This is a genomic window from Lactobacillus bombicola, assembly GCF_900112665.1.
In the GTDB taxonomy this organism is placed as follows: Bacteria; Bacillota; Bacilli; order Lactobacillales; family Lactobacillaceae; genus Lactobacillus; species Lactobacillus bombicola.
The window spans coordinates 121,069-141,176 of the sequence record NZ_FOMN01000004.1 but is presented as its reverse complement, the minus strand read 5'-3'; the positions used below and the strand labels follow the sequence as shown (position 1 = coordinate 141,176).

19 protein-coding genes and 1 other RNA gene are annotated in these 20,108 nt (G+C 33.0%); 4 read left to right on the top strand and 16 right to left on the bottom strand.

What is annotated here, in order from left to right; translation table 11 throughout:
- From BM203_RS04770 to BM203_RS04695, 16 genes are all read right to left on the bottom strand, one after another.
- Nucleotides 1–390 carry an SdpI family protein gene (locus BM203_RS04770; RefSeq protein ID WP_090093179.1) on the bottom strand — a complete coding sequence of 130 codons (390 nt, stop codon included), beginning with the start codon at nucleotides 388–390 and terminating at the stop codon, nucleotides 1–3.
- 26 nt (nucleotides 391–416) lie between these two features.
- Nucleotides 417–1,385, bottom strand: a complete 969-nt coding sequence (locus tag BM203_RS04765; protein ID WP_090093177.1) for a type I phosphomannose isomerase catalytic subunit — start codon at nucleotides 1,383–1,385, stop codon at nucleotides 417–419.
- A gap of 207 nt (nucleotides 1,386–1,592) precedes the next feature.
- Nucleotides 1,593–2,303 (bottom strand): hypothetical protein, encoded by a 711-nt coding sequence (locus BM203_RS04760; protein ID WP_090093175.1) that lies wholly within the window; start codon nucleotides 2,301–2,303, stop codon nucleotides 1,593–1,595.
- A 530-nt stretch (nucleotides 2,304–2,833) separates the two neighbouring features.
- Nucleotides 2,834–3,199: a transfer-messenger RNA gene (gene ssrA, locus BM203_RS04755) on the bottom strand.
- A gap of 54 nt (nucleotides 3,200–3,253) precedes the next feature.
- A complete protein-coding gene (locus BM203_RS04750; protein ID WP_090093174.1) occupies nucleotides 3,254–4,066 on the bottom strand; it encodes a Cof-type HAD-IIB family hydrolase in 813 nt (270 codons plus the stop codon).
- A 231-nt stretch (nucleotides 4,067–4,297) separates the two neighbouring features.
- On the bottom strand, nucleotides 4,298–5,482 hold the full coding sequence (locus BM203_RS04745; protein WP_090093172.1) for an acetate/propionate family kinase: 1,185 nt from the start codon (nucleotides 5,480–5,482) through the stop codon (nucleotides 4,298–4,300).
- Between the two features lie 46 nt (nucleotides 5,483–5,528).
- Nucleotides 5,529–6,530: a class I SAM-dependent methyltransferase gene (locus BM203_RS04740; RefSeq protein WP_090093170.1), complete on the bottom strand. Its 1,002-nt coding sequence runs from the start codon at nucleotides 6,528–6,530 to the stop codon at nucleotides 5,529–5,531.
- A 169-nt stretch (nucleotides 6,531–6,699) separates the two neighbouring features.
- Nucleotides 6,700–7,209 (bottom strand): ComGF family competence protein, encoded by a 510-nt coding sequence (locus BM203_RS04735; RefSeq protein WP_159428289.1) that lies wholly within the window; start codon nucleotides 7,207–7,209, stop codon nucleotides 6,700–6,702.
- Nucleotides 7,196–7,471, bottom strand: a complete 276-nt coding sequence (locus BM203_RS04730; protein WP_090093167.1) for a hypothetical protein — start codon at nucleotides 7,469–7,471, stop codon at nucleotides 7,196–7,198. Before BM203_RS04730 ends, BM203_RS04735 begins: the two co-directional genes overlap by 14 nt.
- On the bottom strand, nucleotides 7,461–7,901 hold the full coding sequence (locus BM203_RS04725; protein WP_090093165.1) for a hypothetical protein: 441 nt from the start codon (nucleotides 7,899–7,901) through the stop codon (nucleotides 7,461–7,463). The genes BM203_RS04730 and BM203_RS04725 overlap by 11 nt, the downstream gene beginning before the upstream one ends.
- Nucleotides 7,873–8,223 carry a competence type IV pilus major pilin ComGC gene (gene comGC, locus BM203_RS04720; RefSeq protein ID WP_090093163.1) on the bottom strand — a complete coding sequence of 117 codons (351 nt, stop codon included), beginning with the start codon at nucleotides 8,221–8,223 and terminating at the stop codon, nucleotides 7,873–7,875. The genes BM203_RS04725 and comGC overlap by 29 nt, the downstream gene beginning before the upstream one ends.
- 11 nt (nucleotides 8,224–8,234) lie before the next feature.
- Complete coding sequence (locus tag BM203_RS04715; protein WP_425283616.1) at nucleotides 8,235–9,227, bottom strand: type II secretion system F family protein; 993 nt, start codon at nucleotides 9,225–9,227, stop codon at nucleotides 8,235–8,237.
- On the bottom strand, nucleotides 9,205–10,179 hold the full coding sequence (comGA, locus tag BM203_RS04710) for a competence type IV pilus ATPase ComGA (RefSeq protein WP_090093160.1): 975 nt from the start codon (nucleotides 10,177–10,179) through the stop codon (nucleotides 9,205–9,207). Before comGA ends, BM203_RS04715 begins: the two co-directional genes overlap by 23 nt.
- A 186-nt stretch (nucleotides 10,180–10,365) precedes the next feature.
- A complete protein-coding gene (gene dcuC, locus BM203_RS04705) occupies nucleotides 10,366–11,772 on the bottom strand; it encodes a C4-dicarboxylate transporter DcuC (RefSeq protein ID WP_090093159.1) in 1,407 nt (468 codons plus the stop codon).
- 11 nt (nucleotides 11,773–11,783) lie between these two features.
- Nucleotides 11,784–12,704, bottom strand: coding sequence for a nucleoside hydrolase (locus BM203_RS04700; protein ID WP_090093157.1), 921 nt, complete (start codon nucleotides 12,702–12,704; stop codon nucleotides 11,784–11,786).
- A 269-nt stretch (nucleotides 12,705–12,973) separates the two neighbouring features.
- Complete coding sequence (locus tag BM203_RS04695) at nucleotides 12,974–13,699, bottom strand: YebC/PmpR family DNA-binding transcriptional regulator (RefSeq protein ID WP_090093156.1); 726 nt, start codon at nucleotides 13,697–13,699, stop codon at nucleotides 12,974–12,976.
- A 254-nt stretch (nucleotides 13,700–13,953) separates the two neighbouring features.
- Between BM203_RS04695 and BM203_RS04690 the strand changes: the two genes are divergently transcribed.
- From BM203_RS04690 to BM203_RS04675, 4 genes are all read left to right on the top strand, one after another.
- A complete protein-coding gene (locus tag BM203_RS04690; protein WP_407656037.1) occupies nucleotides 13,954–15,555 on the top strand; it encodes an APC family permease in 1,602 nt (533 codons plus the stop codon).
- A gap of 107 nt (nucleotides 15,556–15,662) precedes the next feature.
- Nucleotides 15,663–16,475, top strand: coding sequence for a Cof-type HAD-IIB family hydrolase (locus BM203_RS04685; protein WP_090093153.1), 813 nt, complete (start codon nucleotides 15,663–15,665; stop codon nucleotides 16,473–16,475).
- A 49-nt stretch (nucleotides 16,476–16,524) separates the two neighbouring features.
- Nucleotides 16,525–17,226: an ABC transporter ATP-binding protein gene (locus BM203_RS04680; RefSeq protein WP_090093151.1), complete on the top strand. Its 702-nt coding sequence runs from the start codon at nucleotides 16,525–16,527 to the stop codon at nucleotides 17,224–17,226.
- A 12-nt stretch (nucleotides 17,227–17,238) separates the two neighbouring features.
- The gene (locus BM203_RS04675) at nucleotides 17,239–20,010 is read left to right on the top strand and encodes an ABC transporter permease (RefSeq protein ID WP_090093149.1); all 2,772 of its coding nucleotides are present in this window, start codon (nucleotides 17,239–17,241) and stop codon (nucleotides 20,008–20,010) included.
- The last annotated feature ends 98 nt before the right edge of the window (nucleotides 20,011–20,108 follow it).

The window sequence follows — 20,108 nt, the reverse complement described above, 5'->3', positions numbered from 1 at the left end:
CTATTTTTTGAATCCTTTAGTTTTCTTACTTTTTACTTGATCAGGATCTATATAATCTGAAGGTAATTCATGACGCTTAAGTAAAAAGTTTTTTACACTCTTCTCCGTTAAAATAATGGAAAACAATGGAAAAAAATAAAAGGTAAGTAACCAAACAAAAAAATACCTATCCAAATTTAAAAAATGTATTCCCAGACCAAATATGGTTTGTGCTACACCAAATATAATAAAAAACATACTGGCTTTTTTTTGAGCAAAACGAAAACTAGCTTTATTGACTTGTGACAAGTATGAAAAATAACCGTAAAAAGGGTTAGGTCGTTTTGCTGGAGAAATTAACCAAAGTATACCTATAACTAGTGTAATTGAGCCGCATGCGACATAAATCATACTTTTTGTCCTTTCTTTGTTAAGAATTAAATTTCTTTTCCAGGAGCAGAAAGCACCATTTTCATTTTACCTGCAAAAGTAAATGAAGCTGTTTTATTGGGAATAATTAAATTACTACCCATAGATAAATCATACTTTTTATCATCTAGTACAAGCTGTCCTGTTCCCGCGATAACTGTTACTAATAAATAAGGATGGCCTTTAAGATTACTTGTCCAACTTCCATTTAAATTTATTTGCCATAAATAAAAATATGGTGAAACTGGTGGTGCAACTAAAGTTTTAATTTCTGCATCTTGATCATTAGCGACTTTAATATCAAGTTTAGGATTAATATGAGGTACTGTTGTAACATCAATTGACTTTTGTGTATGTAGTTCCCGCTTTTTACCTGATTTTTGGTCAACACGATCATAATCATATAAGCGATAAGTCACATCGCTTGATTGTTGTGTTTCAATTACCATAATTCCTTTGGTTAAGGCATGAATCGTTCCCGAAGGTACATAGAAAAAATCGCCCGCTTTAACTGGAACTTTGCACAGCAGCTGGTCCCAATTTTCATTGTGAATCATATCCGCAAGCTCTGCACGTGTCTTAGCAGTATGACCATAAATCAAATAAGCACCTGGATCAGCTTGCAGAACATACCAACTTTCTGTTTTACCACTATCCCCTTCAACTTGCCTAGCATAGTCATTATTAGGGTGGACTTGTACAGATAAATTATCATTTGCATCTAAAAATTTAACCAAAAGGGGAAATTCCTTATTCTGTGGATTTCCAAAAAGGTCAGGATGCTCATGATATACAGCACGTAAACTTTGCCCCTTAAACTTACCATTAATCACAGTCGAAGCGTTATTTTTATAACCTGATATAACCCAAGCTTCACCAACTTTTCCGTTAGGAATGTCATAATCAAAAATTGTCTCTAATTTGCGTCCACCCCAAATTTTGGGTCTAAAATATGGATTTAAAAAAATTGCTTCCATCTATAATCACCTCATACTTTAAGTGTAAACTTTTATTTCAAAAATTTAAAACTATTATTTATAATTTAAAGATTAAAAATAAATAACATTTTACATGTATACAGTTTATAACCATTAATAGTTGACAAAAAGATATTTTAGTAAAAACTTTAAAAGATTATTTTTAAAAAATCTACTTTAAAACTTGCAATCCACTTTATTTACTTATTAATCCTTATTTATCAGCGTTTCTTGTTTATATACTTTTCTTATTTCTTTATCTAAAATATCATAGTCTGAATCTAATTTATTAATATGTTGGCTGATTTTTTTTAGATGTTGCCTATTTTTAACATCAAGTTTTTCTGTTGCTTTTTTTGGTATTTTAGATTCAATAAATTCAATCAATAATAAATCATTTACTTTAAAATTTAGTAAGTCTTTATTAATATCTTTTAAATCAATGTTATTTTCAAAATCTGTTATATAAAAAATGTTATTTGCCTTTTGCACAAAAAAATCTAAATCTGTCACTATTTTTTTAATTTTATCAAACTCTAATTTAGCATAACTTGTTCTTTTGGTATTTATCACTGCTTGAATTTTTGCGCTTTTGAATTCTTGATTTACTATATCGGAATAATCAATTAAAGAAAATAATCTTTTCATCCGATCAAGTTTAATGGCATTGTCTAAGTCATTTTGTTTACTTTGCTCTAACTGTAATTTTAGATTTTCAGATTGCTCTTTACTACTGACTTGTGTGTTAATGTACGCAAAAGCAATTGTAATTATACTGCCAAGATATGAACCCCAAAAGCTGAGCCAATCTGTTCTCTGCTTTAAATTACCAATAATTAAAAATAAAATACCTGGGATTGTTATAAAAGTACATAAAGCTAATATTAACCATTTGTTTTTTTGATAAAATTTTTTCACTTTATTCACCTCAAAGCAATCATACAAAAAACTGATTCTGATGACCAGCTTGGCAGTTGTAAATAAAAAACAAATTTTTATTTACCTACGTGCAAAATGATAGTATCGTAATAACCTACACATATTTATTAAAACATATAAAATCGCATTTTGACTTATGATACTAGAATTTTTTTATACAATTGGACTGTGCAAGAAGCTACATTGGTCTAAGATAGGTAAAGCAAAAAAAGTCAGTTGATATTCCTGTAGCAATTTGCAAGTAAAAAGGTTCAGCCGCGAAGGCTTAGCCTAATGAAGTAAGAATATAATTTAAGACAAAGACCCTTTAAGAATCTATTATTAAACCAGTTGCTTAAAAGCTTTGTATATTACATACAGAAGACCTATTCCTTGGCCTTAATGTTAATACGCTCAAACAAAAACCAGACAAATTGTTAGCAGTCGTGATAAAATTTAAAAAGTCAATGAACATTGGACGAATTTGCACACAGAAAAAGCTTGTAACATAAATGGTTACAAGCTTTTTAAAATGGAGGTGAGGAGAATTGAACTCCTGTCCAAACGCATCCTGTCACTAACATCTACGATTATAGTTATATTATTTGAACTTCACTAGTCCAAAACGCCATATAACAGGGCTAGAATGGGCTAGCTAATCTGCAATGACTCTTCTTAACTATTCAGATGAGGTAGTTAAACGTAACTCACTGAGTTGATACTTGATACCAGACGTGAGTAATCCGATAAAAAGCAACACATGTGCCTAAATTAGGCAGCTAATGCGTATGAATTTTCTTTATTTGCAGTTATAAAACTGTGACGTTTTTACGTAGACGTGACCTACGAACCGCAGTTAATGCAAATCTACGCCTGTCGAATCCCAAAACACCCCCGCTTTAGGATACTATTATTATAGCATACATCTTATTAACTGCTAATAGTTAGATTTATTTAGATAAAACAAATTTATTGAATGCTTGCTCAATGCCGTTTTCATCGTTTGATTCTGTCACATAGTCTGCATATTCTTTAGCTGCTGCTGATCCATTAGCCATTACTACCGAAATACCTGCAAAATTAAACATTGGTATATCATTACGTTCATCACCAATTGCCATAATTTCATTTGCCGAAATATTTAATTTCTTTGATAAAATTTTCAAAGCATTACCTTTATTAACATCTTGATGCATTACTTCTAAAAAATTATCAGCAGCCCGAACAACATAATTTTTTTGCCCAAATTTTTTGATTATTTCTTTTTCTACTTGGTCTAATTTGTCTTTTTCATCAGCAAACACTGCTTTAATAACCTGAGCAGTTTCACCTAATTCCGTCGGTGTCCTAATTAAAAGCCCAGCTCGATTTTCCCAAGCTTGAACAACTGTAACCCAACTAACATTGTGATTACTCGTAATAATTTGACTATCAGCATCAACAATATTATATGCAATATCGTGTTTATTAGAATATCGATCAATTTCTTTATAGGTTGAAAATTCTAATCCAGATTCGGCTAATTTTCTCCCAGTAACTGATTCGATTACAGCCCCGTTAAAGGTAATAACATATTGATTATCTGTAGTAATTCCTAATTCAGCCAAAAAGTGCTTAACACCAGCTAATGGTCTACCTGAACAAAGAACAACTTTAACTTGTTGACTAATTGCGCGTTTAATAACTGTTTTAGTTGATTCAAGTAGTACTCCATGGCTATTCAACAATGTATCGTCAACGTCAATTGCTACTAGTCTTATCATTTTTCCCTATACTTTCTTCATTAAATAGTTCTTGACTGCTTTTCTTAATCAGCCTTATTCTTTTGATTATGATAATACTTATATTAAATTATTATTGTTAATTACCATACCGACATAATTATATCATTCATAAACTAATCGGTTTTTATAAATATATTATTATCTATGTATATATCAAAATAAAAAGCCATTAAAAATTATTAACGACTTTTATTATATATTAAATTGTACCTAATTCAAATGGGCTAAACGAACAACATCACGTTCAATCATTAATTCTTCATCAGTTGGAATAATTAGCGCTTTTATCTTTGAATCAGGTTTTGAAATAAACTTCTCACCATTTGATTTGTTTGCTTCATAATCAGGATCTAAACCCATAAATTCAAATGACTGCATTATTTTCTCTCTAACGCCAGCATCGTGTTCACCTACTCCAGCGGTAAAGATAATTGCGTCAACACCTTCCATTTCAGTAATATATGAACCAACATATTGTCTAACTCTATTAACAAAAATATCACGAGCTAACTTTGCTTTATCATCTGAATTATTTTCTAGGTCACGCATGTCAGAAGAAATTTCAGAAATTCCTAATAACCCCGATTTATCATTTAAAATATCAATCATCTGATTAATATCAAGATTTTCCTTATTCATTATGTATTGTAAAACTGATGCATCAACATCACCTGAACGTGTCCCCATAGTAACTCCTGCAAGCGGGGTAAAGCCCATTGAAGTATCATATGACTTGCCATTTTTCACAGCAGTCACAGAGGCTCCTGACCCTAAATGACAAACAATTAATTTTAAATCTGCACGATCTTTATTTAACATCTCTGCAGCACGACCAACAATATATCTTACTGACGTACCATGAGCACCATATTTACGTACGCCATATTTTTCATAATACTTATAAGGAAGTGAATACATATAATGAACTGAATCTAATGTTTGATGGAACGATGTATCAAATACGCCAACTTCTGGGACATTAGGAAGCAATTTCATGAAGGCTTCTATTCCTTTTCCTTCAGCAACATTGTGCAAGGGAGCATATTCTTTTAAATCATAGATTTTCTGTAATTTTTCTTGATCAATTATGGCTGAATCAGGAAAATCTTCCCCACCTGCAACAATTCGATGCCCTACACCGACAATCTCGTCTAGATCAGTAACAACTTGATACTTCTTTAATGCTACCAGTAACAAGTTAACTGCAGCCTCTTGATCCGGAATAGAGACTTCATCAGTATGCTTTTCGCCATTTGGTAATTTAATTTCAAAAGAAGAGCCCTCAATGCCAACTCTATCAGCAATTCCTTCCGCCAATACTTGTTCTTCGGGAAGGGCAAATAACTTATACTTGAATGAAGAACTACCTGAGTTAATTGCTAAAACTTTTTTCATAAATGAGATTCCTCCACTACACACATACTTTTGACTTTTTCACAAATTAATGAATATTTTTAGTATACCACTCATTTAGGTTAACATTAAGCTTTATTAAGTCTTCTTCCTTTTTTAATGAGTCCAATTTTGTGAGTAAAACTTCACTATTTTGAACATTATTACCATGATTTTGAAACACTAAAATCGATTTTTGATTTGTCTTATTTTGGAATACATTATCTGGCAACTCAATAATTGCTCTTAAAAAGACCTTATCTGATAGCCATGGCATAAAGTCACTGCCACCTTTGCCAGTAAGGATTGCTTTAGGAACCACGAGGAAAGCATAGCCACCAGCTTTTAAATTTTTAATAATTTGTTCAATAAATAAAAGATGAGCAAACGAATGACCCTTTTCCGCTTTAGTAGCAAAATTATTAGCATTATCGTCAATTGGATAATACCCTATTGGCAAATCCGCTACAACAACATCTGGATTGGTAAATAACCATGGCGTTAAAGCATCTTGACAGTATAATTCGATGTCAAGCCCATTTAAATGGGCACCAATATCAGCAAAGCTAAGCATTTCTTCATCATTATCGATTCCCAGCAAGTGATAGTTCATCTTAGAATGATTTGCATGCTTTAACTGGTTAATTACCGAAAACAATAAATTTCCTGTCCCAATTGCTGGATCAGCAATTGTTATTTTTTTGTCAGGCAGCAATTTTTGCATAAACATTGCTACTATCGTTGCAACTATTGGTGGTGTTGGCATTTGATTAATATCTAAAGCATCTTCATTTACTGCCTTGAGTATTAAATAAATATATACTTGTACCTTTAATTGCTGTGACAACTTATCATAATTTAACTTTTTATACTTTTGGCTTAATTTTTCAACAGTCGCTTTATCCGGAGCGCCAAGTTCAACCTTAATTTGATTATTTTCAAGATTATCAAAGGTTTCAGTCAAAGCTTCACCAAAAGATACATTTAATGCTTTTTGTAAGTATTCTACACAATTTAAGAAATTTTCAAATAACTCTTCAATATTATTCATCACTTATTCCCCTTATCTTTTATCCATTTTAATAGAATGAAGGCAACAAGCGCAAGTAAATCAGTTATTTACCAAGTATTCAATTAATAATAAATCATTTTGCATGCTATCATGATATATATCCTGATAAAAGCGAATAAAAAGTAAACAAGTTGCTAAGACAAAAACACTACTGAGCAAGGTACTGGCTTTTACTTTCAATTTTTTTGTCTCCTCTTTCTTTTATTTTTGATTTAGCATCTAATTTAAAATATATTTCTGTACTACGATTATCTTTTTCTGTAATGCTTATTTTAATGTGATTATTCGTGGTAACAAAATTAGCTTTTTTAACTTCAAGTAAAAGTGGCATATGACCACCATCTGGAGTAGTGACACGTACCATATTTTTATAAAAATTCAATTTATATATCTTTGATTTATTATCATGATCAACCTTTACTATCCCAGCTTGCCTAGAAGTCGATATTTCTGGAAAAGGATAGGCTAGTTTCGTATCATCATCATGTAAAAAACGATTAAATTGAACATAAGCAAAAACCACATTATCAGTTTTATGGTCAGCCTTATCAGAAAGCATGATAGTTTTTAATAAATTTTGTAAAACCAAGACTATTAAAAGTGTGATTATAACAGCAAACATGGCCTCAGCTAATACAAAGCCTTTATTTTTTGACAAGATAAGTTTCTTGGCTTGTCTTATCATATACACTACTAGCACCTCGCAATTCATAAACTCGATCATGAACTTTAACTTCCTTTAGATCGAGTTTTTTTAAAATATGCCAGGCATAGGCTCGATCAGTTTTTAACTCCATCCTTTGTTCTATGCTTCGACCTTCCCCTATAACTAGCGCCATTAATGATACACCAGCAATGGCAATAGCTAAGGCGGTTATACCTTCAGCCATTAAAAAACCTTTTAGCTTATTAAGTATCATCGATTGGCCGCCCCCAAGTCATTTGTAACTTAATTCTTCTAGTATTTTTATGGTTTGTAATCGTTATTGTGTGAGCTGGTAGCGAGCCATTGGGTGATATTTGCAATAAAGCCAGATTATATATTTCTATATCATTAGCAACCTTTAGTTCTCGGTAATATTTTTTGCCAATTAAAATGAGACTTTTGGATACTGGATAATATCTAATAATAATGGCTTGATGCCGAATAGTCGAAATTCGTGCCGCTTGTTCAATCGAGCTTTTAACTTCCTTAGTTGTATTATCTAAAATCAATCTTTGATTATAGGCTTTGAGCTGAACTACTCCTAATAAAGTTAAGGTAAGAGTTATAGTCAAAGTAATAATTATTTCAACAATAGTAAAAGCAGGTAAGCTATTTCTAATTCGAATTCTTTTCAACCACACCATTAGATACCACATAATTTTTAGCTTTATCAAGTTGCTTCTTGGTCAAATAGCCATCATCAAACATATTTTTAAAATTTATTTCTTTACCATTACGATCTTTATCATCTTCATAAAGATTAACTTGTGTTTGTAAAGTAGTTTTAAAAGCATCATCAGTTCTTTCACTGGCACTTTCTTTTTGCTTAGTCAAATTAGGAGCAATTATAATTAATAGCATCACAATAATTGCAATAACTACTACCATTTCAATTAAAGTAAAGCCCTGAGGCTTTTCAGCTTTAGTAATAATATCTAAAAGATGTTTTTTAATTCTGTTTTTCATTACAATTCACCTCAAATATTTTGCATCATTGCATACATTGGCAACAATAGTTTTAAATACATCCCAATAATACATAACCCAATTAGAATAAAGCAGAATGGCTGGACATTAACAATCAATTTTTCAATATCACTTGTCAAATCTGAAAATAAAGTACGTCCCAATAAAAGGCAACGTTGGCTCAAATCTGCTTTTTTTGATCCTACCTGCAATAACAATAATAATTCATCGGGTAAGAAATATTCCTGGACAATTATGTCAGCTAGTTTTTTACCAGAATTGAGCTGACTAGCTATTTTCTCACCTATAAACTGCTGAAGCGAGCCTTGCTCTTGATTTTCAGCATACTCACATATTTTTTGTAAAGAAAAACCACTTGCTAACAGAAGTCCCACATCATAAATTAACAAATATTTTACATAGAGTTTAACTAACGAACCAATGACTGGGTAATGAGCTAATTTATACAAAGAATGGTAATCCTGCTTTTTTAATAACATTAAGACTCGTATCAGATAATATACAAAGCCCAAACTTAAGAATAATAGCCCCAACAGCATGAGATCACCTGTGTGTTCATCAGAATTGGCAAACTGGTTTGAAACGAAAGTTTGCATAAAAAATAACAATAAAATCATCATTACTACTAATACAAAAGGATAAGACAATTCCGTCTTCAATTTCTTTTCTTGTTCACATTTTAAGCGATTTAGTGTAGCTAACTGCGACAAGCATTCTACTAAACTGCCTTGTTCTAAAGCAAGATCAATTTGCGTCACTACTGTTTTTGAAAAACCAAGTTTAAGCATTAAATTACTCAATTTATTTCCTGCTTGAACTTTCTGATATAACTTATCAATTAAATTCTTACGACTTGGCCATAATATTGGCATTAACTCTAAGCTAGCATTTAATGAAAAACCGTTAGCTAAACTATGATGTAAGTAATCAAGAAAATTTAATCGTTGCTCTTGTGTCAACTTATCCTTTCTTAAATTGTTCAAATACTTGCGCACTAATTTCACCCTTTTCTTTTAATTCACTTAGATTTTCATACCAGCTAATATATTCTTTACGCTTTTTACAAGTAAGCTGTTCTTGTAAGAATTCCCCACTAGCAATATCCATTAAACAAGATAAGTGATCCTTAGTCGGTAAAAGGCGCTGATAACAAACTGCTGTTATGCAATTATAAAGTTCATTAATATTGACATGTAGACTTTCAAGTCGCAGAATCGTTTGCAAAGTACTTTTAGCATGCACAGTTGCAAATACCAAATGCCCACTTAAAGCAGCATCAATCGCCAAGCGAGCAGTTTTTTCATTCCTTATCTCCCCAATAATTAAAATATCTGGGCGATGTCTTAACGCGGCTTCTAATAAACTTGAATATGTGATTTCAGCATTTAAATTAACCTGTGTTTGCAAAAAACTAGCTTCATGAATTTCGACAGGATCCTCTATTGTCATTACCATTTGCTTTTGCCCTACATATTTAGCCAATTTATACATTGTCGTAGTCTTACCTGAACCTGTGGGACCACTTGTAACTATTAAGCCACGTTGATGTGTTAGCATTTTTAAATGTTCAATTTGATTTGGAAAAAAATAATTACTATGGTCAATTTGATAAATAATTCTAATAACCAAAGATTCATAATCGTTAAAATCACCGATGCTTGATAAGCGCAAAAAATAATTTTTTCCTTGATAAGGATATTCGAATGCTCCTACCTGTGGTCGCCGATGTTCTGCAATATCCATTTGAGCTATAAATTTTAAATAATTTATAATCTCCATCCCTTCGTTAACCGTAAAATCAGCTTGGCTAGTAATTCCATCAGTAGTACGCAAGTTGACAACTAACTTTGTCCTTCGCACCAAAAAAAATAGATCACTGGCATGAGCTATAATTGCTGCTTCAATTAATGAGTTAACCACTTGCTTGATTTGCATAAAAACCTCCTTTTTTGTGTCAATATTAAATACGCAAAAAAGAAAAAATTGTTTGCCGAGATTATAATTTTTTAGTAGTGTATAAAATTGTTTAACCAAACTCAAAAAATAATAAAAACGCAAATCACAGTAAACTATGCTTTGCGTTCTTATTAAGATTTAATTTTTAAATTTCATTTACTTTATTTATAGTAGGCAAAATGATAAAACCAGCATAATCAAGACACCACTAATCATTGGTACAGCTGTACGGCGGATAATTTGACCTGGTTCTAAATGTGTTGCTCCAGACACAATTAAAATTACCGCAGCTACTGGTGAAACTGCCCGCAACAAATTACCAGCCAACTGTAGTGGTACTGCTAATTGCTGGGGCTCAATTCCGGCTGACTTGGCTAATGGAACAATCAGCGGAATAAGGGCAAAGATAAGAGCTAGCCCACTACCACTTAATAGGACAATTATTGCGGTCAAGATTACCATTATTAATGGCAATAAAATGCCAGCACCATGAATATTAGTCATTAACTTTTGAATTATGGTCATAATTCCCACAGCATTTAACCCCTGTACATAAGTTTGAGCTGCAATTAACAAAACAACAATCCCCATGGCATTACCCATTCCCTTAATAAAGGTATTGGTATCGTTTAAAACTTGCTTGGTATCTTTTTTATTAATTAACTCAATTATAATCGCCACAATCCAACTAATAATAGTCACTGATTGCACATTCATCGTTAAATTTCGACCTTGAGTAACATTAAAAATAAAATCTATTATTAAAATAATAATTGGCAATAAAGGCAGTAGCCCGTAAATAAAGCGAACAAACTTACTGCCAACCACTTGGGTTTGTTGTTTATCATCATCTTTTAACCCATATTGAGCCAATTCTGCTTGATAACTGAGACCTTGACCATCTTTTTTATCCTCATGTTTTTGCCAAAAATAATGAACAATTGCCATTAACAACAAGGTTGGAATTGAAATTAAAGCATGATAACTAAATACGTATTGCGTTACTGACATTTTTAAAGCTGCAGCAATTGCGACATTATCAGAACCAAGTGGAGTGGGAATAATCGTTGCAGTAGTAGCAATTACAGCTGCGGCAGTTAAGCGACTCATTCCCGCTGTCCGCAAAACAGGATATAGTGTTGCCAATAAGATAATTGCCAAGTTAGCAGCACTGGGAACTACCAAAGAAAGGATATTTCCCATTAGAAAAACAATTGGCACTAATAAGTATACTGATTTAATTCCTTTCATTGTCGAAGTTAAACCACCAATGGTTACATTATTAGCTCCAATACAAGTCATATACGAACTATATCCAGCCAGTAGCAAAATAACAAATCCTGCTTGCGACAAAGTCGTTGTAAATTGATCAATAATCACTTGAATTGGCTGTAACAATTGATTGGCAACTGGCTGTAATAGGCTAATCTTATTCCCCATAAAGACGCCGCAGTACAATAAAACTAACCCAAGTGCAAATAATACAATTTTAATATCCATTTTTTTAGATAACATGTAAACTAAAACTATTACTGACAATAGCGTCAAAATAACTGCAATAAGCTGATTCATTTTATCTCTCCTTAGCAAGCCTTTTTTAGAGCATTTATAAACCACTCAATAAATTGGTCAACATCTACCTTAGTACCAATCAAAGCATTATTAGATTGTTGTAACTTATTATTAAAGTCCATTAGAGACGCGCCATAAGTAAATCCTGCTTGCGTCACTATTTCAACGTGAGTTGCTACAAATTCAAACATATCTGGTTGTAGCAACATTGCAACTGCTAGAGCATCATAAATTTTTAATCCAGTCGCAAAACTACCTCCACGATAACGTTTAAATAAGCTATAAAACATTGCACCAACTTTACCCAAATTTTTGATTTTTTCACTAATTTCTGGTTTAATTTTTGCTTGCATCCCCAATTCTAACGGTGCCACACGAATTTTTAATCCACTTTCAAAAACAATTTTAGCTGCTTCTGGATCGCTGGCAATATTAAATTCTGAAAAAATACCATAATTACCTCTGCCAATACTACCTCCCATAATTATTATTTCTTCAATTTGGCTAAAGTCTTCAGGATAAAGACGGAGATATAAAGCAATATCAGTTAAAGGAGCTATTCCTACAAGTGTTACTTTATTTTTCGTTGCAGTCACAACTTCGTGAAATGCTACTGGGGCTATTTTATTTTCAAGAATAAGATCCTGATTAGGCTCAGGAAAGTCATAACCATCCATACCAGATTTTCCATGAACTGCTACTGCATCGATTGGGTGCTTAATTAGTGCACGACTACAGCCTGGTACAACTGGAATTTCTTTTTTAAATAATGTTTCAAGCTTCAAAACATTATTTAAAGTTTGATCAATTCCAACATTTCCTGCAGCTGCAGCAATCAATTTAACATCCAATTGTTTGCTAAACAATAAAATTGCAATTGCCACAGCATCATCAATACCAGGATCTGTACTCAAAATTATAGGTTTCTTCATTCAATAGCCTCCTTAGCCTTATAACTCATATTGTGAGCTTTTTATTAAGAAAATATAAATTTTCAACAATTGATATTTACGAATTATACCATGTATATTACGAATTATATTATAAAAATTTAAATAATTTACTTTTTTTCAAGCAAAAGGCGAACTATTATGTATATAAATGTAAAAATAAATCGTTTATACTACAAATTAAGGTAATTTAAACAAAAAGACCTTGAGCAAATAATTGCTCAAGGTCTTTCTAACTTACTTAATTAATCCTATTCTTCACTAGCTGCTGTATAAACGTTCTGCACGTCATCATCATCTTCTAAAGCTTCAACCAGATTATCAAATTGTTCCTTCTTATCTTCTGGTACAGGAGTTGTATTTTCTGGAATCATAGTTAATTCAGCATCAGCCAGTTTATAACCTGCCTTTTCCAGGGCATCCCTAACTTGGGCAAACTGCTTAGCATCAGTATAAATTTCATAAGCTTCAGCACTAGTTTGTAAATCTTCACCACCAGCATCCATCACATCAAGTAACATCTGATCTTCATCAGCATCAGTAGTTGTGCGATCAATTACAATATAACCCTTACGGTTAAACATGTAGGCAACTGAACCTGTTGCACCAAGTGAACCACCATTACGCGTGAAAGCCACTCTCACACTAGAAGCTGTCCTATTTTTGTTATCAGTTAAAGCTTCAACAAAAACAGCAACACCACCTGGAGCATAGCCTTCATAAGTAATCTCATCATAGTGCTCATCTGAATTACCTTCAGCCTTTTTAAGTGCGCGGTCAATATTGGTCTTAGGCATATTATTTGCATGTGCCTTATCCATTACCATCCGCAAATTAGGATTTCCGGAAGGGTCAGGACCACCATTCTTTGCAGCCATATATATTTCACGAGATAATTTTTGGAAAATCTTACCTCTTTTTGCGTCTTGCGCATTCTTGCGGCCTTGAATATTGTGCCATTTTGAATGTCCTGACATGAGAATCCTTCTTTCTTTTTCATCATATTTAACGATATAATCTTACCGCATAGACTAATAAAATTCAATACCAGCAATTGATTAAGCACATTTTTTTATATTTTTGCCTTATTAGCTAAGAAATTATAATTTTATCTAGTCAATATTCTTTTTAATTAGTAAAATGAGAACATTGATTATTATAAAAGGAGATAGTTTAAGTGGAGGAAATAAATTCAAACCAAAAATATATATCTTGGCCAATATTGACATTAATGGCATTTTGCACGGTCATTGGTCTTGATGATATCATGTACAATTTTCAAAACCAAGGAATGCCAGTAGTCACATCATGGATTATTATGTGTCTTTTTTATGTTATTCCCTATTCATTAATGGTTGGGCAACTTGGATCAGTTTTTGACCATGAAGGTGGTGGGCTTTCTTCATGGGTACGCGGAACTAATGGCGAATTTCTCGGTTATTTTACTGCCTGGACTTACTGGGCAGCATCAATTCCCTATGCTGTCGATTCAGCTAACGAAATAATTGTAGATATTGGTTGGGCAATAACTGGCTCAGAAAAATTCCAAAGCCAAATTTCAAATACAAAATTTGCTTTGATGACCTTTGCGATGTTTATTATTTTTATTGTAATTGAACACTATTTTTCAAGATCGATGGAAGTTTTATCCACTATTGGTGGTGGACTTATGTTGATTATGACATTAATGTTTGTCTTTTTAGCCTTTACTGGACTAGTAAGATCTGGTGGACATATGGCAACTCAACCTTTTACCTGGCGAACATTAATTCCTAAGTTTGACATGCATTATTGGACAACAATCGCTATGCTTATTTATGCGTTAAATGGTTGCGAATTAGTTGCTCCATATGTTACGCAAATGAAGAAGCCAAAATCAGATTTTCCCAAGGCAATGATTGCTTTGGCCTTAATGACCATCTTTTTAACTGTTTTTGGCTCCTTTGCTCTCGGAATTTACTTTAACAGTTATCATATTCCTAATGATTTAAAAATGAATGGTGCATACTATGTTTTTGATATGGTGGGGCACCAATATGGTTGGGGCAAAACGCTACTTTATGTTTGGGCATGGACTTCTGTCTTTTATAATGCAGCACTGCTAGCTGTTTTACTCGATGCAATGACTAGAATGTTGATTTCAGATACAGGCGATAAATATATGCCTCATTTCTTGCAAAAGAAAGACAAAAATGGTTTGCCAATTAATGGTTACATTTTAACTGTTGCCTTATCAGCTTTTATCATGCTTTTAGGAATTTTTTTGCCAGATATGAATGATATTTTTAACTGGTTACTCAACTTAAATGGCATTATTTCTCCTGGAGTGACATGTTGGATTTTCTTCTCCTTTATGCAGATTAGAAAAAATTCGCAAAAATTCCCATCAGATTATGTTTTCTTAAAAAATGACAAACTTGCCTACTTAGCCGGATTATTCCTCCTAATAGTAACTGCTGTTGCAACAATTTTAGGAATTGCTCCTCAAGACATCAAAGAATTTAGCGGTTATTGGTGGTACGAACTAATTATTAATATTATTGCCGTCGTTGTTTTAATTGGATTAGGGGTCATTTTGCCAAGCATTAGGCGCAGAGAAGAAGAATACGGCATTGCCTTTAGTCGAAACCAATGGATTACTATTTTCACTTTAGTTATTGGCTCAATTATTTTTGATTTATACTTAGGTGACAAAAATAAACTTTTTGGCATTAACTCAATTGCTATTGGGCAAATAAAACTGGGGATTAATATTGTCTTGATTATTAGCGAAACTATATTGGCTGTTTTGCTATGCTGGCTTATAGGTCGTAGAAAGCCTACTGTAAAATAAAATTTAATTAGTAAATTCAAAAAATAGCTTCATTATGTTAAATGAAGCTATTTTTGCTTTAAAATATAGATTAGGACATTATTAACTATAAAATAAGGAGTTTAAACATGACACTTTTACCTTTTAAAGCTGTTGCAGTCGACATGGATGGGACTTTTGAAAATGATGACAAACAATTTGACCAGCAGCGTTTTGAAAAAATATTAACCAAATTACGCAAACAGCATGTTCACTTTATTGTATCAAGTGGACGGCCCCTCTCTCGATTACAACGAGATTTCTACGACTTTTTAGATCGAATTGATTTTGTCGCTGACAATGGCTCAATTTTAACCCAGGATAATAAAATTATTTCACGACATGTTTTTACTTACCGCACTGGAATCAAGTTGATTAATTTTATTGAGACAAATTATCCAGAAATTAATATTGCAGCCAGTGGCTTAGAACGAGCATATGTTAACAAAAAAGCGCCAATTCAATTTAAAAATTTAATGCATTTCTTTTATCCCAATGCCATTGATATTGGAGATCTAAGGGATATTCCTACCAGTGATAGTTTAACTAAACTCACATTGAAATGCTCCTCAGAATTGGCTAATGACTTGGAACGAAAATTTAATCAAAGCAATCCCGAAAGAATTCACTGTACAACTAGCGGATTTGATAATATCGATGTCATGCCCGCAAATGTCAACAAAGGGCAAGGTTTGAAATATTTTTTACGCTATTTCAATATCAAACCAGCAGAACTAATCGCTTTTGGTGATGGCATGAATGATAAAGAAATGATAGAACTGGCCGGCTTAAGCTATGCTATGCGTAACGGGGATGAGCGTCTTAAAAAGATTGCTAAATATGAAGCACCGAGTAACAATGAGATGGGCGTTTTACAAGTACTTGAAAAATATTTAGCTTAAATATAGTTAGTAAAATAAAAAATATTTTTTAACACGAAGGATAAATCTTATGAGTTACATTGAAGTTCAACATAATATTAAACGCTATCAAGCAGGTGACACCGAAATTTTAGCAAATAATGATGTTAGCTTTTCGATTGAAAAAGGTGAGCTAGCAATTATTTTAGGGGCATCTGGTGCTGGCAAGTCAACTATGCTTAATATTTTAGGGGGAATGGATACTAATAGCTCTGGAAATATAATTATTGATGGAGAAAATATTGCCAATTATAATCAGCTTCAGCTAACCAACTACCGCCGCAATGATATTGGTTTTGTTTTTCAATTTTATAACTTAATTCAAAATTTAACTGCTAAAGAAAACGTGGAGCTTGCTGCTGAAATTGTTGCAGATGCACTTGATCCTGTTCAAACTCTAATTGACGTGGGATTAAAAGCACGCGTTAATAATTTCCCAGCAGAATTATCTGGCGGTGAGCAACAAAGAGTAGCAATTGCTCGTGCCATTGCTAAAAATCCCAAAATTCTACTTTGTGATGAGCCAACTGGAGCGCTTGACTATCAAACTGGGAAAAACGTTTTACAAATAATTGCTAATATGAGTCGCAACCATGGCACCACTGTAATTATTGTGACACACAATAGCGCCCTTGCCCCAATTGCCAATCGTGTAATTCATTTTCATGACGGGCAAGTAACAAAAGTTACCCAAACTAAGCATCCTGAAAATATAGCTAATATTAAATGGTAGAAAAGATTAACAATGAAAAAAATAATTTGGAAAGATTTTTGGCAATCTATTAGACAGACTAAAGGGCAGTTTTTGTCAATCATGGCTCTAATGCTCATCGGTTCCTTTGCTCTTGTGGGACTGTTTGTCACTGGACCTAATATGCGAGCAACCGGAAATCATTATGCCCAAAAATTAAACACACCTGATTTAACCATTGTTTCTAATTATGGGCTTGATAAACAAGATGCGCAAAAAATACGTAAGCTTAAGGGACTTAAAAATGCAGAATTTGGTTATATGACTGATGCTGTATTAAAAAATAGTCATGATAGCTTTCGCATCTTTTCTAAACCCCAAAAAGTTGGACTTTATCAAGTCATCAAAGGTCACCTTCCTCAAAAGTCAGATGAAATTGCCATTACTGATTACTACCGCTTAAAATATAAACTGGGCGCAACAATTAGCTTTCATGAAAAAAAGAATATTTTAGGAACTACTTTTTTAAAAAATAAAAATTTTAAAATCGTTGGCTTTGTTCGCTCAAGTCAAATTCTCTCGAACGTTAATCTTGGTCAAAGTAGTAGCGGCACTGGAGAGCTTAAAGGCTATGCGGTAGCCATGCCTCAAGCTTTTAATCAGACTGTCTACACAGTAGCCAACCTGACTTATCAGGATTTAAGGGGGCTTGACTCATATGGCAAAATATATGCTAAACGCCTAGGTCAACATAAGAAAGTTGCACAACAAGTTCTAAAAGAAGAAACACCTCAACGCGAAAAACGCATTAAAAAAATGGGCTTACAGCTGCTAAAGGCAAGAGCACAAACTTTGGCATTGGCCCACAATAAGTTAACCACTGCTAAGCAACAACTGATAGTTGCCCAAAATAAGTTAAGCTCACAAGAAAGCAAACTCAAACAGCAAGCTAGCCAAGCAACTTCACCACAAATGCAGGCAAATTTGCAACAAGCACAAATTAAATTAAACACTCAAACGCAAGAGTTACAAAAGCAAAGCTATGCTTTAAAACAAAAAGCAGCAACTGCTCAGAAAAAAATTAATGCTGGTATTCAAAAAATCACCAAAGCAAAAATGCAAATTAAGACGCTAGTTTTAAATTATAGTGTTTACAACCGCCGCGAATTACCAGGTGGTGAAGGAACTGTCGTTTATACTACAGTGGCTCAAGTAGTGGAAGACTTAGCTAAAGTTTTTCCCATTTTCTTGTATTTTGTTGCTGCCTTAGTTACTTTTACCACCATGAATCGCTTTATTGATGAAGAAAGAATAAATTCTGGCACACTAAAAGCTCTTGGATACAGCAATACGGTAGTCATTAGTAAGTTTATTTTTTATGGCTTCTTATCAGGGACAATCGGCACAATCATTGGTGTCTATCTAGGCCATACATTATTACCGCAAATTGTTTACCACGCTTATTATCAGTCAATTACCCTTCCAGCAATTGAAGAACATTTTTATTGGCAAATTAGCCTGATTGCTCTCTTATTATCGTGGATTAGTTCCGTTTTACCTGCATATTTAACGGCCAAAAATGAGTTTAAAGAAAAGCCAGCAGCTTTACTTTTACCTAAGCCACCAGCCGCTGGCTCTAAAATTTTACTTGAACGTTGCCCTTTAATTTGGAACAAGTTGAGTTTCACTCATAAAGTTACTGCTCGTAATATTTTTCGTTACAAAAAACGAATGTTGATGACAATTTTTGGTGTTTGTGGAGCAGCTACTCTTTTATTTGCGGGCTTTGCCGTAAAAAATTCAATTAGTAACATGAATGAGCGCCAATTTTCTGAATTAATCCACTATAACCTGATTGTGGCTGAAAAAGCACCCGTCACCGCTAAACAAAAAAAAGTAATTAAAACCAAATTGCATGCTACTAACATCGCTGCTGAAATGCCTATTTATTATGAATCAATGACCAAAGTTGCCGGAAAAAATGGTGATACCCAAGAAATAACCTTAATTGCACCCAAGTTTAGTCAGCAACTAAAAAAATATGTTCAGTTAAATAATCGCCGCAGTCACCAATCCCTTACTTTAGACAATAACGGTGTCATCATTTCTGAACGCTTAGCCAACTTATTGCAAATTAAAGAAGGTGACCAGATTACTTTGACTGACAAGAATAATCAGCAACGTACGATGAAAGTTGCAGGAATAAGTGAGATGTACATGGGACATTTTATCTTTATGAATCAAAGACAGTACGAACATATTTTTACTAAAAAATATACTTCCAATGCTTACTTGGTTAACTTAAAAAATAGTCAGCCAGCTAATACCAGAAAAATTGCTGCTAAATTTATGAATTTAGCTGGCGTTGGTAATGTTGTTCAAAATACTGCTATCAGTCAAGAACTAGATGTAATTGTCCAATCTTTGAACATGATTATGATTGTCTTAATTGTAGTCGCTGGATTTTTAGCAATTGTTATTTTATACAACTTGACCAATATTAATATTGCAGAACGTATTCGCGAATTATCAACGATTAAAGTACTAGGTTTTTATAATAATGAAGTTACCCTCTATATCTATCGTGAAACTATTTTATTAACAATTATCGGTATTCTAATCGGATACTTTATCGGCGATTTACTCTATCGTTATATTCTTTATGTCGTACCACCAGCTAATGTCATGTTTAATCCAGCACTTTCTGCTTCAAGTTTTTTGTGGCCACTAGGAGTAATTGGCATCGTTACGCTAATTCTTGGGTTTATTGTTAACAATAAGTTGAAAAATTCAGATATGCTCGAAGCCTTAAAATCGGTTGATTAGGCTTAAAAGAAGTTAATATTAAAAGCCAAATCCAATATAATTTCGGATCTGGCTTTTAATATTTCTGTATTTTAATCATCATTTATATCATTCAATCT